Below are 15,062 nucleotides of genomic sequence, written 5' to 3'. Positions count from 1 at the left end.
CATTCTCCGGGGTAATCAGGACTGGATAAATCCATCCGGGCGCGATGAATTGTTGCACCAGCGGGACAATCATCGGTACTATGTCGCGTTGAGGCGGCCTATTGGTGACAGTCATGTCTACAGTGAGTTTTCTGGCCGGACATCGCGCAGGGATGCGAAAACGACGTGCCGGCCGCTCCACCACGCGATGACATGTTGCGTCAGCCGCGCAGCGGCACCCCGCGGCGGGTCCCGCCAGAGCATGCCGACGTCCGCACAACATCCCTCAAGAGCGACCTCGTCCATCTCCGCCTCCGGATGCTGCTTGCACGCACCGGGTACCCTGTATCCGCCAGTCCCGCTTCTGTTCAAGTGAGTATCTGGTCCGGAGGGCGCGTTGCGGCGACGGGTGTAGGGACTGGAGCCAGAAGAATTGTCCGTTCAGGGAGCTACCTTCAGGGAGCTACCAACAAGAAACCCGCCAGTCCTCGCGGGAGGACATGGCGAGCGGGTGTTGCAGGTGGATGACAAGCCGACGCCCGGCACCGGCGGTGCCGAATCAGTTGTCGTCGCTTCTGGACGGGAGATGTTCGTGCGGCTCAGGCTCGGCCGCGTCGGCGTCAGGCAGGTCGTCGGGGGCCGGATTTGGGAGGCCCGTCTGACCGGGCGGCCGATCGGGTTGGCCGGTCGTACCGTTGGAAGGGCGCGTGGCGTCGGGAGCGTTGCCGGTCGGCCCGGCGGATGGATGGGAGGGCATGATGGGCTCCTGCACGGATGAATGCAGCCCCATCATGATAGACCGCGTGGCCGGTCCGGGGCACACGCGCGGGCAAGCCGGAGGCGCAAACCCCCGGCATTGCATACTGCTCGCGCGGCTCATGTCCGGCAGCCGCCCGCCGTCGTCTCGTGTCAGGCCAGGTCAAAGCGGTCAAGGTTCATCACCTTGACCCAGGCGGACACGAAGTCGCTGACAAAACGGTCCTTGCCGTCGGCGCTGCCGTACACCTCGGCCAGCGCGCGCAGGATCGAGTTCGAGCCAAACACGAGGTCCACGCGGGTACCCGTCCACTTGAGCTGGCCCGTCTGGCGGTCATAGCCTTCGTAGATCCCGCCGGCCTGCTTCCACTCAGTACCCATGTCGAGCAGATTGACAAAGAAGTCGTTGGTGAGCGCGCCCGGTGTTTTCGTGAAGACTCCGTGCTTGCCGCCATCGGCGTTGATGTTGATTGCGCGCAGGCCACCGATCAGCGCGGTCATCTCCGGAGCCGTCAGGGTCAGCAACTGGGCCTTGTCGATCAGCAATGCATCGGTCGGAACCGGCGACCTGGTCTTCTCATAGTTGCGGAAGCCATCGGCCACGGGTTCAAGAACAGCCATCGCGACTGCATCGGTCTGCGCAGCGGTGGCATCGACGCGGCCCGGCGCAAACGGCACCGTGAGCGTGAGGCCCGCTGCCTTCGCAGCCATTTCGATGCCGACGCTACCGGCTAGCACAATCACGTCAGCGAGCGAAGCCTTGCCCGAGGCCTTCTGGATCTCTTCCAGCTTCGCCAGCGTGCCGGCAACGGGTTGATTGACAGCCCAGTCGCTCTGAGGCGCAAAACGGATGCGCGCGCCGTTGGCCCCGCCGCGCTTGTCCGACCCACGGAAGGTCGAGGCCGAAGCCCACGCAGCCGCGACAAGCTCCGAAGCAGACAAGCCCGAAGCCGCGATCTTCGCCTTGAGATCGGCGATGTCGGCCTCGCCCGGATGGTGCGTCGCCGCAGGTAGCGGGTCTTGCCAGATCAGGTCTTCACGCGGCACTTCCGGGCCGAGGTAGCGCGCCTTTGGGCCCATGTCGCGGTGAGTCAGCTTGAACCAGGCGCGTGCGAACGCTTCGGCAAGCGCCTGCGGATCGTCGAGAAAACGCCGCGAGATCTTCTCGTACGCAGGGTCGAAGCGCAGCGACAGGTCGGTGGTGAGCATGGTCGGCTTGCGCTTGGGCGAATCGGGCCTCGGCCCGGGGATGACCGCGTCGGCATCCTTGGCGACCCACTGGATGGCGCCCGCAGGGCTCCTTTCCTGTTCCCACTCGTACTTGAAGAGATTCTCGAAGAAGGCATTGCTCCATTGCGCGGGCGTTTGTGTCCATGTGACCTCGATGCCGCTGCCGATCGCGTCGCCGCCCGAGCCCGACTTGTAGTTACTGGCCCAGCCGAGGCCCTGCAATTCGACAGGAGCCGCTTCGGGAGGGGCCCCCACGTGCTCCGCCGGTCCCGCGCCGTGGGTTTTGCCGAAAGAGTGGCCGCCCGCGATCAGCGCGACGGTCTCTTCGTCATTCATTGCCATGCGGGCGAAGGTCTCGCGGATGTCGACCGCCGCCGAAACCGGGTCGCCATTGCCGTCCGGACCCTCAGGATTGACGTAGATCAGGCCCATCTGCACGGCGGCGAGCGGATTATCGAGATCGCGCTTGCCCGAATAACGGCTGTGCTTGTTGGCCGGATCGTTGCTCAGAGCGAGCCAGGTCGTTTCCGCGCCCCAGTACACGTCGTTGTCCGGCTCCCAGGTATCTTCGCGGCCGGCGCCGAAGCCGAAGGTGCGGAAACCCATCGTCTCGAGCGCGACGTTGCCCGTCAGAACCAGCAGGTCGGCCCACGATATTTTCTGGCCGTACTTCTGCTTGATCGGCCACAGCAGGCGTCGCGACTTGTCGATGTTGACGTTGTCGGGCCACGAGTTCAATGGCGCGAAGCGCTGCTGGCCGCGGCCTGCGCCGCCACGCCCGTCGACCGTGCGATAGGTACCCGCGGCATGCCAGGCCATACGGATGAATTGCGGGCCGTAGTGACCGAAGTCGGCCGGCCACCATGCCTGCGAGTCGGTCATGAGCTTGCGCAGGTCGGCTTTGAGCGCTGCATAGTCGAGTGTCTTGAACGCCTCGCGGTAGTTGAACTTCCGACCGAGTGGATCCGATCTGTCGGAATGTTGATTCAGAAGGTCGACGCGTAGCTGGTTGGGCCACCAATCCTGATTGGACATGGTGCCAGCGACGACGCGTGTGGCAACGGAGGCATCGCCCGAGAACGGGCATTGAGCTTCGGATGGCATCGTTCTCTCTCTAGGTCACGGTTGTTCAAAGGCCATGCCAGCACCACGACATGCAGGCGGGCACAACCCGCCAGCCCAGCATAGCCCATTCTTTCGACAAGCTTATTGAGATGCGCTATGGCGGCGATAGCCCTTGACACCGGAGTTGACGGTCGCCGAAAACTGCCGGCTTTTCGCGTCGCACGGGAAAACAGGTTGCGATTGCAGCACAGACCTGACATGCCCGCCCGGATATTTCCGGAGTCCAAGCCCGGCGTTACTGTCTGAAGCCCCCCAATGCGGGCATCGCGGCGTCGAGGAACCGAACGACGTCTGAGGGTCGGCTTCGGGCGACCACATCGGCGTCAGGCAGGCAGCACGAGACCGACGAAGGCCGTGATTGCGCAGAGGGTACTCACCGAACAAGCGACGGCCTTTCCCGCTGATACCCCGCTGTTTCGCACTGCAATTGCGCTATGTTCGCCTTCATCATTCGAGAAGGATGGAGTCTTATTTCTACGCGCACCGCAGCATCTTATTTTCTAGTATTCCTTAATTAATCGGGCCAACGACTCGGCCTCTCGTGCAATGGCTTCGTCTGCCGATACGCCGTCACTTATCCATAGCTGGACAGTATCTGCGAACGCTTTTTTTGCCGCGCCGCACAACTGAGTGATGCGAATTCTATAAACACCGTCGAAGCTAAACACTTCCAGCCGCCCTTCATACTCGTGCGCATAGAATTTCATCGTTCGCTCCTCGAGTCGCCGCCGCGCCTGGGCGTGCTGCCGACTCTTGGCACCAGTACGGCCACAAACGCTGCGTTCGTCTATCGTGCGCTTAATTGGCCAGCGGTCAAGGCCCTCCTGATTCGTTGACCCCATGTGCGGCAGATCGATTGACACGAGCGGGGCAGTTTCGCGCGACACGTCGGGCCGCAGTCGGCCCATGAAGCGTCACTCGTGCTTGGCTTCGAGCGGCCGCTCAAGCGTCAAGTCCTCTCCCCTCAGCGGCCAGCGGACACCAACGTCGGCGCTGGCCAACCGCTCAACCCGCAGCATCGCCCGGTCGCGAGCACGACGGAGTCTGTTCGCGGCCCGGAGCGCCTTTCCCGGCGCCACGTCCGGCGTCAGGAAAGGGATCGCTTCGCATACTACGGCGGTGCTTACTGTGCCATGGCGCGTTGGTCCTTCGGAACCATCTGCCCAAAACGCCCACTGTTGAAGTCGTCTACCGCCTTGCGAATCTCTTCCGTCGTGTTCATGACAAACGGGCCATGCGCGGCAACGGGTTCGTCGATAGGTTCGCCGCTCAACACCAGGACAATTGCGTCGCTGATGGCGTCAAGCTGGACGTCGGTGCCTTCCCGTGCAAGCAGAACCAGTTGCGCGTCGCTGATAACCCGCTCCTCGCCGTTCACGCGAACCTGACCGCGCAGCACGACGAGCGCAAGCGTGCGGCCCGCAGGTAGCGTCAAGGCTGCACCGCGTCCTGCGTTGAGCCGCACGTCCCAGACATCCATCGGCGTGAAGGTGCGCGCTGGCCCCGCCTTGCCTGCGTAGTCGCCGGCAATCACCCGCACGTAGCCTGCGCCTGACGGCAGGTCGACGGACGGAATCTGGCTGGCCACGATGCTCTGATAGCCGGGTGCCGTCATCTTGTGCTCGGCTGGCAGATTGACCCAGAGCTGGACCATTTCGAGCGTCCCCCCGGTTTTCGCGAACGCGCGCGAGTGGAACTCCTCATGCAGAATGCCAGCGCCCGCCGTCATCCACTGCACGTCACCGGGACCGATCTGCCCGCCGCCACCCGTTGAGTCGAGGTGCTCCAGTTCGCCCTCGTACACGATGGTCACGGTTTCGAAGCCACGGTGCGGATGCTGCCCTACACCCAGCCGGCGGTCCGTGGGCGCAAAGCCTTTCGGTCCCGCGTAGTCGAGCATCAGAAAAGGGCTCACGTGGCGGCCCATGGTGTGATGCGAAAACAGCGTGCGCACGGGAAAGCCGTCGCCCACCCAATGCGCGTTGGGATTGCTGTAAGCGCCGAGAATCTTCTTCATCATCGAATAGTCCTGTTTAACGGCCCGCGGCCGTGGTTGCATGAATACAGGGTAGTCGCGCGACGATGACGGCGGTAGAGGGTGAAAGTCGCCCTCTGTGTCTCATTGATGGAACAATCGGACGGGTTCACCAAGCTCGTTCCGGGCGAGCCATCAGAATTTCGTCTGCGACCCGATGCGCGCCAGTGTCTGTGAACGGCTGCTTGCAGCCGCGTTGGGTTCAAGCAACCCATTGATCCATGCTTGCGTCGGTTCGGAGTCGCCGCTTGCTCGCTGATAGACGGCCTCGACATACGCCATCGTCCGCTTCGAGAAGTGGTACTGCACCGCTGTGGTGATCGGGTGAGCCTTGTTGTTCGCGAGCACCTCGTTTCCCTACATGCACGAACATGACGGATACGCGCGGACGGCTACCGCGACCGGCCGCGCGTGTGACACATCAGCTCTTGTCGTACGAGAACTGAATGCCGGCCGTGCCGCCGGTTTGAATGAACAGGTCAATGAATGCCGGGACGGTCTCGCTGCGCGCCCAGTCACGCTGCAACTCGCAGAACAGTTGCGCGACACTGATCATCTTGCCGCCTGCCTGTTCGATACGGCGCAGCGCGGCGTCGTGCGCCGCGACCGATGTGCCGCCAACCGCATCGACGACGACATAGACCTCGTAGCCGGCCTTCAGCGCATCGAGCGCCGGGAACGTCAGGCAGGCTTCCGTCCAGAGCGCCGTCATGATGAGCTTCTTGCGGCCGGTTGCTTCGACGGCCTTGCGGAATTCGACGTCTTCCCACGAGTTGATGCTCGTGCGATCGTAGGTCGGATAGTCGCCAAGCGCGGCGCGCAGTTGCGCAATCGGGGGCTTGTTCAGGCCCGTCTTCACGTTGACCGTCGAATGCACGACCGGCAGCTTGTAAGTGACCGCGGCTTTGGCGGCGCCCACGATATTGTTGATCAGCAGTTGACGATCCATCGAAGCGATGGAATTCACCTGGACCGGCTGGTAATCGATAACGATGAATGCCGCATTCTGCGGGGTGAGCAGATGATCGTTCGCGGGGTCGCGAATAGGTTCGCTTGCCATGGTTGGCTCCAGAAACAGTGCAGGAAGTGAAAGTGGGATCCCGAGGATCGATGCTTGAGGCATCGGCTCTGCATGCACGGGCAATCCTATGCGGGCGCCCCGCCGCCTTGAAGTCCCGAAAGAAGCCGACTGTGTTCCATGAAAAGAACAACGGCGATCGCCGGCATGGCATGCCTTAAGATGTCTCGATTGTTCTGCCAAAGGAACACTCATGGACGACCTGAACGACATCTTCTACTTCGTGAAAGTGGTCGAAAACCACGGTTTCACGCAGGCAGGCCGGGCGCTCAACATGCCCAAGTCCAAGCTGAGCCGGCGCGTCGCCGACCTCGAGGCGAGGTACGGCGTTCGCCTGCTCAATCGGTCCACTCGCCATTTTTCGGTCACGGAAACCGGGCAGGAGTTCTACGAGCGCTGCCTCGCGGTGCTCGTGGAAGCCGATGCCGCTCGTGAAGTCATGGAGCGCAGGGTCTCGGAGCCCCAGGGCGTGGTGCGCGTGAGCTGCCCGACTACGCTGCTCGAATACCGCATCGGGGCCCACGTGGCCGACTTCATGATGCTGTACCCGAAGGTGCGAATCCTGCTCGACGCCACCAACCGTCGGGTCGATGTCCTGGCCGAAGGATTCGATCTCGCGCTGCGCGTGCGTTTCCCGCCGCTCGAAGACAGCGGGCTCGTCATGCGCGTGCTCTCCGGAAGTCCGCAGCGCCTCGTTGCCGCTCCGGCGCTCCTGAACCAGCACGCACAGATTGCGCATCCGGCGGATCTCGCCGGCATGCCCAGTCTCGATTGGGGCCCGCAGCGCGATCACGTCTGGACGCTGGTCGGCCCGGACGCCGCCGAGGCGCGCGTGCCACACGCGCCGCGCTACATCACCGACGACATGACCGTGCTTCGGCAGGCCGCGCTGAAAGGCGTAGGCGTCGTGCAGTTGCCCTTCATGGTCGTCGAGAACGAGCTTGAGAAAGGCGCGCTCGTCGATGTGGTGCCAGGCTGGAAGCCCAAGGGCGGCCTGGTCCATGCGGTCTTTCCGTCTCGCCGCGGCCTGCTGCCGGCCGTTCGCCTGCTGATCGACTATCTCGCCACGCACATCCAGAAGGATGAGTGAGCGCCTCGCGCTTCGATTGACCCTCATCCATTGTTCCTTTGGCAGGACACTCTGTGCGGCCGCGCGATCTACCGCGGCTGCCGGTCCATTTCTATTCTTCCCTCATCGAGCCTCGATATGCCATCACACTGACAACACCCGGAGACATCATGCGGTACATCCACTTTTCTCCCGACAATCGCCGCCGACTGCTCGGCATCGTGCAGGGCAACACCATTCACTCGCTCGGCGAAACGACCCTCGACGATTTGCTCGCGCGTGGTGTCGATCTCGCTTCCTGGGGGGCGTCGCGACGCGCGGACGCCGAGGAATTCTCGAGCGCCGCCGTGACGTATCTGCCGCCGCTCGCACGCCCCGGCAAGCTGCTGTGCATTGGGCTCAACTATGCGGATCACACGAAGGAAAGCCCGTATGAACAGCCCGACTATCCAACGATCTTTGCGCGTCTGAACTCAAGCCTGATCGGACACGAGGCGCCCATGATTCGCCCGCGCATTTCCGACTCGCTCGATTTCGAAGGCGAACTGGCGGTCATTCTCGGCAGCGGCGGCCGCCATATTTCAAGGCAGCAAGCGCTTTCGTGCGTGGCGGGCTACTCGATCTTCAATGACGGCTCCGTGCGCGAGTACCAGTTCAAGTCGCCGCAATGGACGCTCGGCAAGAACTTCGACGGCACCGGCGCGTTCGGCCCGATGTTCGTCACCGCCGATGAACTGCCTCCGGGAGGCGCGGGCCTCAAGCTCGAAACGCGCCTGAATGGCCGGGTCGTGCAATCGGCGAACACGAGCGACATGCTGCACGACGTCGCCTCGCTCATCTCGGTCATCAGCGAAGCCATCACGCTCGAAGCCGGCGATGTCATCGTGAGCGGCACGCCCGCAGGCATCGGCTGGGCGCGTGAGCCGAAGCTCATCATGCGGGCCGGCGACGTATGCGAAGTCGAGATCGAAGGTCTTGGCGTACTGCGCAACGTCGTTGTCGATGAAGACACGTCGATCCAGCGTTGATCGATCGCCAGGTTCCCCTGAAGGAGGAGACATGAAACAGATTCGCGTCCCGGTTTTCGTGGTTGGGGCGGGCCCCGCCGGGCTCACCACCGCCGCACTGCTGGCGAAATACGGCGTCGAGGTGCTGGCGATCACGCGCTATCCCGGCACGGCCCATTCGCCTCGCGCGCACATCACGAATCAGCGCACCGTGGAGGTGTTTCGCGATCTCGGCATCGAGGATCGCGTCCGCGCCCTCGCCACATCCCATGAGCTGATGTCGAACAACGTGTGGGCGACCAGCTTTGCCGGCACGGAACTCGCGCGGCTCCAGACATGGGGGACGGGCGTTGCCCGCAAGGCCGATTACGAGGCGGCAAGCCCGTCGCAGATGTGCAATGCACCGCAACATCTGCTCGAACCGGTCATCCTTTCGGCCGCACGCGAATACGGTGCGAAGTTTCTCTTCAATACAGAACTGGTGTCGATCCGGCAGACTGAAGAGGCCGTGTATTCGCGGCTCGTCGATCGCCTGACCGGCGAAGAGATCGAAGTGATCTCCGACTACGCCGTGGGCGCGGACGGCGCACAGAGCGTGGTCGTGCGGGATCTCGGCTTCGAGATGGACGGCGAGATGGGACTGGGCTGCGCGGTCAACTGCTGGCTGGAAGTCGATCTCACGAAGTACACGGCGCACCGCCCCGGCGTGCTGTACTGGATGACCCAGCCGGGCAGCGACTACTGGGTGGGCAGCGGCACCTGGATCTGCGTGCGCCCGTGGAACGAATGGGTACTGCTTTTCATGTATGACCCGAAGGAAGGCGAGCCCGACCTCAGCGAGGAAGCGGTCATCGCGCGCGCCCGCGCCACCATCGGCGAGGCCGACATCCCCGTGCGCGTGAAAGCCGTTTCGAAGTGGACCATCAACCGGATGGTCGCGCGCACCATGGTCAAGGGCCGCGTGGCGATTGCGGGCGACGCCGCACACCGGCATCCGCCGGCCAACGGGCTCGGCTCGAATACCTCCGTGCAGGACGCGTTCAATCTGGCCTGGAAACTCGCGATGATCGTCAAGGGCGAGGCATCGCCCGCGCTCCTGCAAACCTACTCCGACGAGCGGCAACCGGTTGCCCAGGGCGTCGTGAACCGCGCAATCAAATCGGTCGGCGAGATGCTGCCGATTGCGGGCGCCCTCGGTTTCTCGCAAGGGCAAAGCGCCGCGGACGGCTGGGCCTCGCTCGATGAACTGTTCTCGGACAGCGAGACCGGCAAGGCGCGCCGCAAGACACTTGCGCAAGCCATCGATCAGCAGAACTATCAGTTCAACTGTCATGGCGTCGAGTTGGGGCAGCGCTACGAGTCGGCTGCGATCGTGCGCGATGGCGCCACCTTCCCTGCCGCATGGCGCGACCCCGAACTGTATTACCACCCCACCACGACGCCCGGCGCGTCTCTTCCCCACGCCTGGATCGAGCGCGAGGGCAAGCAGGTATCGACGCTCGATGTGGTCGGCAACGGCGTGTTCACGGTGATTACGGGGCGCGGCGGCGAGGCCTGGCTGGACGCGGCGCGGCAGATCGGCGACGAGTTAGGCATCAGGATCGAGGCGATCTCGATCGCGCACGCGACCGGTACGTTCGACGCGTACGGCCAGTGGGCCGCCCAGCGCGAAATGGAGGACGATGGCTGTGTGCTGGTGAGGCCAGACCGCTTCGTCGCCTGGCGCTGCCGCACGCGCGCGGCGGACCCCGCGATGGAACTGCGGCGCGTGCTGACACAGGTGCTCGGCGTCGCACCACGCACAACGAATGGTGCAGCGAAGCATGCAGACGGCGTGGCCGCGTGACACGGGAGTAGACGTTATGACATCGACAACGACAACGACAAAGCGCGCGCGTTTCGGCGTTCATTCGATCGACCATTTCGCGCTCGATGTGCCGGGCCTCCAGGAAGCCACGCGCTTTCTCGACACCTTTGGCTTCGAGCTGGAATCGCGGCCGGGAGAGTTGCTGCTGCGCACGCCGCACAGCGATCACGTGTGGGCGAAGGTCCGCGAGGGCACGCGCAAGCAACTCGCGTATCTGGCGTTGAACTGTTTCGCCGACGACTTCGCGCCGCTATGCGAGCAGATCCTGGCAGCCGGTGCCACCGCCGCCGCGCCCGCACGGCTCGCGCCGGACGATGGCTTCTGGTTCCACGATCTGGATGGCAACCTGTTGCAGCTCAAGGCGGGCGTCAAGACGTCGCCCGGCTGCAAGCTGGCCTTGGGCCGGGAATCGGCGCCCTTGCGGTTGCGCGGTGCATGCGCGCGCGCCGACGCACCGGTTACACGGCCCTCGCGGCTTTCTCATGTCCTGATGTTCACGCCAGACGTGCGGGGCGCGGTCGCATTCTACGAACGCGCACTGGGTCTCACGCTATCCGACGGGTCTGAGGGTATCGTGGCGTTCCTGCATGCGCGCCATGGCAGCGATCATCATCTGATTGCATTCGCGCACGGTGCGGCGAAGGGATGGCACCACAGCGCATGGGACGTTCCGGATATCGACGCGGTCGGACTCGGCAAGATGCAGATGCAGCGCGCGGGCTATGTCGACGGATGGGGCGTGGGGCGCCACGTGCTCGGATCGAACTATTTTCAGTACGTGCGTGACCCGTGGGGGTCGTTCTGGGAATACTCGGCCGATATCGACTACGTCGGAGCCGGCACCGAGTGGTCCGGCGGAGATCATCCGCCCGAAGACTCTCTGTATCTGTGGGGCCCGGACGTGCCGGCGTATTTCTTTGAGAACACCGAAGCTTGAAACGCCCGGTGCGAACGGCTTCCGGCGGCCACGCCGGGCAGACGTCGGCCAGCCGCTGTATCCGCAGCCTTGTCATTCAAGCGACAGTGCTTCCATCCAACGCTTGCCCGAAGGCGCGTGAGTTGTGCGCAACCGAATTGGCGCGATCGGAATTATTCATGGCACGTTATGCTAGTGCCTCCCGTGGTTCAAATGTCTACTATCTGGCTATCCAATCGAATCAGGGAAAAGTCATGAAACCCGCAATGGCATTGATCACTGGCGCGTCAAGCGGCATCGGTCTGGAGTTGGCGCGCATCCATGCAAGCAAAGGCGGCGATGTCGTTCTGGTTGCGCGCTCGCGCGACAAGCTCGAATCAATCAAGCAGGAATGCCAGACGAAGTATGGCGTGAAAGCGTACGTCATCGCAGAGGACCTCGCCGACCCCGGTTCGGCTGATCGAGTCTTCGCTGCCACTGAGGCGCTGGGACTTTCCATCGAAGTCTTGATCAACAACGCTGGCTTTGGCGGCCACGGCAAATTTGTCGAGCGCGATCTCAAGGCCGAGCAGGCGATGATGCAGGTCAACATGGTGGCGCTGACCAACCTGACACATCACTACCTGAAGGGCATGGTGCGCCGTCGGCGCGGACGTATCCTGAATGTCTCTTCGACCGCATCGTTCATGCCGGGCCCTCTCCAGGCCGTGTACTACGCAACCAAGGCCTACGTCACCTCATTCACTCAGGCTATTGCCGAAGAAGTCCGCGAGTACGGCGTGACCGCCACGGCGCTATGCCCGGGCGCGGTGGCGACCGGCTTCGTCGCCGCCGGCGATCTGCAAGGCGTGAGCGTCTGGAAGAACGCCAAGTCAGCAGAATCAGTGGCGCGCTGCGGCTACGAGGCCATGGAGCGCGGCGAACTCGTGGCCTTCAATGAAGGCAAGCTGCAAATCATGCTCGATTGGATTGTTCCGCTGCTGCCGCGCAAGACAGTGTTGAAGATGTCGCGTCAGGCGATGGAGAAGGCAACTTGATGAAGCAGGCCACCCGCTTTTCCGTGCATCCCGGCTGGAAACTGATCGTCGTTGATCTGGGCATCGCGCCCGGCGACTTGCTAGCGCTGGCCGAACTGCCAGCCGACCTGTTTAGCCGCAAGGATGCCTCGCTGACGCCTGCCGAATACTTTCGCATCTTTCACAGTCTCGAGACGATGGTCGGAGAAGCACAGTTGCCGGTACGGCTCGGTAGCGGTATCTCGGTCGAGGCTTTCGATCCGTCGCTCTTTGCATGCCTGTGTAGCCCGAATCTGAATGTCGCGCTCACCCGGCTCGCCGAATACAAGCGCCTTTGCGGACCATTGGCGCTGGATGTCGCCATCGGTGGACACCGCACTGAAGTGCTCATCGAATGCTACGGCTACGATCGTCCGCTACCGCGTAGCCTATGCGCGATGGAAGTGGTCTTCGTCACGCAACTGGCGCGCCTCGCCACGCGGCACGCGATCAACCCGATCGAGACGGAATTGGCGGTCCTGCCGAGTCAGACCGGACCGTGCGAAGCGTTTCTCGGCTGCCGCTTACAGCAAGGCAGCCACAATCGCATCAGCTTCTCGGCAGAGGATGCCGCGCGACCGTTCCTGACCGAGAACGTGGCCATGTGGCAGTTCTTCGAGCCGGCGCTTCAGGCGCGACTCTCGAAACTCGATGCCGAGGCAAGCGCTCGCGACCGCGTACGCAGCGCGCTGCTCGATATGCTGCCGAGCGGCCAGAGCAGCATCGACGATATTTCGAGCCGTCTGGCAATGAGCAAGCGATCGCTACAGCGCCATCTCGCCGACGAAGCGCTCAGTTACCAGGACGTGCTTAACGGCACGCGACAGGAACTGGCTAGCTACTACCTTGCCCGCTCGGCAATCTCGCCTGGCGAGATTGCGTTCCTGATTGGCTTTCAGGACACCAACTCATTCCTGCGTGCTTTCAAGGGATGGACAGGGGTTACGCCAGGGGAATACCGCAATCTGCACGCTCGTCCGGTGTGACGCAGACGCTGTCTGAATCATTGAATCAAGTGGTGTTCCCACGGTGAGTCGCGTGGCGGCTTCGCTCCGAAATGCGACATCATCTCACTGCGAGGCCAACCGGCCACTTCGGGTCGACAATGGAAGTTCAAGACTCCAACTCCCCGTGAGTTCGATACGGCCTCCTCGACTTCCGGACGCGACCACTTTCGCGAATTCGACCGAGCGGGCAAAACCGTCGACAATTCGTCGCTATCTGTCGATCTCGCTGTCCAGGTTGAGCCTTTTGAAAAGCTTCTGATGTGTTATGTGTATTTGATCAACCTGTCGTACTCGTATGGAGAATTCAATGCTGCGATTTGTCGTAGTTCGTGGGGTCCTGGCATGGGGTATTGCTACGGCTGTCATTTTCACTGCGATTCAGTTTCTCCAGCACCACGAAGTCGGAATGGCAGATGTCGCCAGAAATATCGGTATGTTCATGGTCGGTGGTATTTTTTGGGGAGCCACGATGTGGTGGTTGGGCGGCCGCAAGAAAAGCAGGTCGCAACACAACCGCTGACTCGATCCATTCAGCGGTTCCCGTCCGACAATATCGGGCGGTAGCCGGCCAGAAAACACCGTCGCGCATCGCGCTCATGCGTGCGTCGGCTCAGCCTCGGAAACCGCCGCTCAAAGTAACGTTCTCGAACACCCCTTGGCCATACCCGACGCAGATCCGCGATGCGATGCCCCCCGTGCTGCACGCCTGTGCCTGCCTTCGCGCTTAAGCACAGGACGATCCGGGCCGCCATTCGAGCGATTCATTCACCAACACGCGGGCCCGCGATCGCCGGCAACACCGCAAGTGCGCGGACCAGGTCCTGCTGCCTGCGATAGCCTGTTTTAGCGAGTACCGCGCGTAACTGATTACGCGCGGTCGTAATTGTCACGCCGCACGCATTCGCATGTTCCTCGATCGAAAGTCCTTTTGCGAGTCCATGTGCGAGACGCGCCTCGGCAGCCGTCAAACCAAACAACTGGGACAGTTGCCGTTCCGAGGCCGCGGCACTGCGCTCCGCTTCGGTCACGACGATCATGATGTCGGCGCTCGCGAGCGTGAGCCCGCTTCCGGTGCCGAGCGCGCGCGGCAGCGCAAGCACCGTGAGATAGCGCTGCTGCGCGCCCGCACCCGCGCCCGCGCCCACGGGCAGGCTTTCGGGCTTGCCGCTCTCGCGCACGCGGCCGATCGCGCCCGACAACGTATCGTTCCAGAAGCTCGCCGATTCGATGCGGCGCCCCGACACGCGCAAAATGCGCTGCGCCTTGAACAGCGCTTCGGCGCTGTGGTTGCAGAACACGACCTCGTTGGCCGGATTGAGCACGACGATCGCCTGATCCATCGACGCGAGCGCCATTTCGCCGGCGACGATCCCGGCCCGCAGCGACTCGCTGCGCAGCATGAGCTTCAACGTCTTCTGCAAATGCGGCATCAGTCGGTCTACGGCTTGCACCTGCTGCGTAGAAAACGACGGCTGGCCCACCGCATGATTGAAAACCAGATAGATGTCGAGCGCGTCCTCGCGATACACGCAGCCGCCGAGGATGTAACGCATGCCGTTGGGAATCAGCAGGTCTTGATAGAACTCGCTGCGGTCCACGTACCGGTTGTCGAAATAATCCGCGCACTGGAACACGCGCCCCACCGGCTGATGCAGCACGACTGCGCGGCGCGGGTCGATCTTGCCGTAGTATTGCGCGTAGGCCTCGCCCGCGTGCATGTACTCGGCACGCGTCATCAGGTTGACCGGCGCGCTCTGCGTGCGCGCGTCCCAGCCGACCATGTGCGCCAGACGGCTGCCGATCCAGCGATCGAATTCCGTCAACGCACGGAGCAGCGCGCCCGGATCGAGGATCGCATCGTAGAACCGCACGATCATCTCATCCAGCGTTTCCGGCTTGCCGGTCGTGACTTCACGTTGCGCCATGATTCGCTTCTTG

Annotated in this window: 14 protein-coding genes; 7 read left to right on the top strand and 7 right to left on the bottom strand. The window is 62.9% G+C overall.

Translation table 11 applies throughout. The annotated features are described in order from the left end of the window. Positions 1-538: 538 nt before the first annotated feature. The 6 genes from C7401_RS11810 to C7401_RS11785 form a co-directional block, all read right to left on the bottom strand. Complete coding sequence (locus C7401_RS11810; protein WP_112171831.1) at positions 539-736, bottom strand: hypothetical protein; 198 nt, start codon at positions 734-736, stop codon at positions 539-541. Between the two features lie 152 nt (positions 737-888). Beyond that, positions 889-3,069, bottom strand: coding sequence for a catalase/peroxidase HPI (gene katG, locus C7401_RS11805; protein WP_112171562.1), 2,181 nt, complete (start codon positions 3,067-3,069; stop codon positions 889-891). A gap of 521 nt (positions 3,070-3,590) precedes the next feature. Next, positions 3,591-3,797, bottom strand: coding sequence for a hypothetical protein (locus tag C7401_RS44340; RefSeq protein WP_146757908.1), 207 nt, complete (start codon positions 3,795-3,797; stop codon positions 3,591-3,593). A 416-nt stretch (positions 3,798-4,213) separates the two neighbouring features. Beyond that, complete coding sequence (locus tag C7401_RS11795) at positions 4,214-5,107, bottom strand: pirin family protein (RefSeq protein ID WP_112171830.1); 894 nt, start codon at positions 5,105-5,107, stop codon at positions 4,214-4,216. Between the two features lie 153 nt (positions 5,108-5,260). Further along, positions 5,261-5,473, bottom strand: a complete 213-nt coding sequence (locus tag C7401_RS11790; protein WP_181565556.1) for a hypothetical protein — start codon at positions 5,471-5,473, stop codon at positions 5,261-5,263. Between the two features lie 73 nt (positions 5,474-5,546). After that, on the bottom strand, positions 5,547-6,185 hold the full coding sequence (locus C7401_RS11785; protein WP_112171560.1) for a hydrolase: 639 nt from the start codon (positions 6,183-6,185) through the stop codon (positions 5,547-5,549). Between the two features lie 211 nt (positions 6,186-6,396). Here C7401_RS11785 and C7401_RS11780 point away from each other — a divergent pair, with 211 nt between their 5' ends. The 7 genes from C7401_RS11780 (at position 6,397) to C7401_RS11750 (ending at position 13,644) form a co-directional block, all read left to right on the top strand. After that, complete coding sequence (locus tag C7401_RS11780) at positions 6,397-7,293, top strand: LysR substrate-binding domain-containing protein (RefSeq protein ID WP_112171559.1); 897 nt, start codon at positions 6,397-6,399, stop codon at positions 7,291-7,293. A 149-nt stretch (positions 7,294-7,442) separates the two neighbouring features. Further along, the gene (locus C7401_RS11775; RefSeq protein ID WP_112171558.1) at positions 7,443-8,300 is read left to right on the top strand and encodes a fumarylacetoacetate hydrolase family protein; all 858 of its coding nucleotides are present in this window, start codon (positions 7,443-7,445) and stop codon (positions 8,298-8,300) included. Positions 8,301-8,331: 31 nt separating this feature from the next. Beyond that, positions 8,332-10,125, top strand: coding sequence for an FAD-dependent oxidoreductase (locus C7401_RS11770; RefSeq protein ID WP_112171557.1), 1,794 nt, complete (start codon positions 8,332-8,334; stop codon positions 10,123-10,125). Beyond that, entirely contained in the window at positions 10,103-11,083 is a 981-nt protein-coding gene (locus tag C7401_RS11765; protein ID WP_309251990.1) for a VOC family protein, read from the top strand. The genes C7401_RS11770 and C7401_RS11765 overlap by 23 nt, the downstream gene beginning before the upstream one ends. A 245-nt stretch (positions 11,084-11,328) precedes the next feature. Then, on the top strand, positions 11,329-12,099 hold the full coding sequence (locus C7401_RS11760) for an SDR family NAD(P)-dependent oxidoreductase (protein ID WP_258396997.1): 771 nt from the start codon (positions 11,329-11,331) through the stop codon (positions 12,097-12,099). Next, on the top strand, positions 12,099-13,103 hold the full coding sequence (locus C7401_RS11755) for a helix-turn-helix domain-containing protein (RefSeq protein WP_112171554.1): 1,005 nt from the start codon (positions 12,099-12,101) through the stop codon (positions 13,101-13,103). Before C7401_RS11760 ends, C7401_RS11755 begins: the two co-directional genes overlap by 1 nt. 328 nt (positions 13,104-13,431) lie before the next feature. Beyond that, entirely contained in the window at positions 13,432-13,644 is a 213-nt protein-coding gene (locus C7401_RS11750) for a hypothetical protein (protein ID WP_112171553.1), read from the top strand. 241 nt (positions 13,645-13,885) lie between these two features. Here C7401_RS11750 and C7401_RS11745 read toward each other — a convergent pair whose 3' ends face one another. Further along, positions 13,886-15,049, bottom strand: a complete 1,164-nt coding sequence (locus tag C7401_RS11745) for a helix-turn-helix domain-containing protein (RefSeq protein WP_112171552.1) — start codon at positions 15,047-15,049, stop codon at positions 13,886-13,888. Positions 15,050-15,062: the final 13 nt, after the last annotated feature.

It is taken from the genome of Paraburkholderia unamae (assembly GCF_003268775.1).
Classification (GTDB): Bacteria; Pseudomonadota; Gammaproteobacteria; order Burkholderiales; family Burkholderiaceae; genus Paraburkholderia; species Paraburkholderia unamae.
The sequence above is the reverse complement of the archived record's forward strand: the minus strand, read 5'-3'. Positions and strand labels throughout refer to the sequence as shown.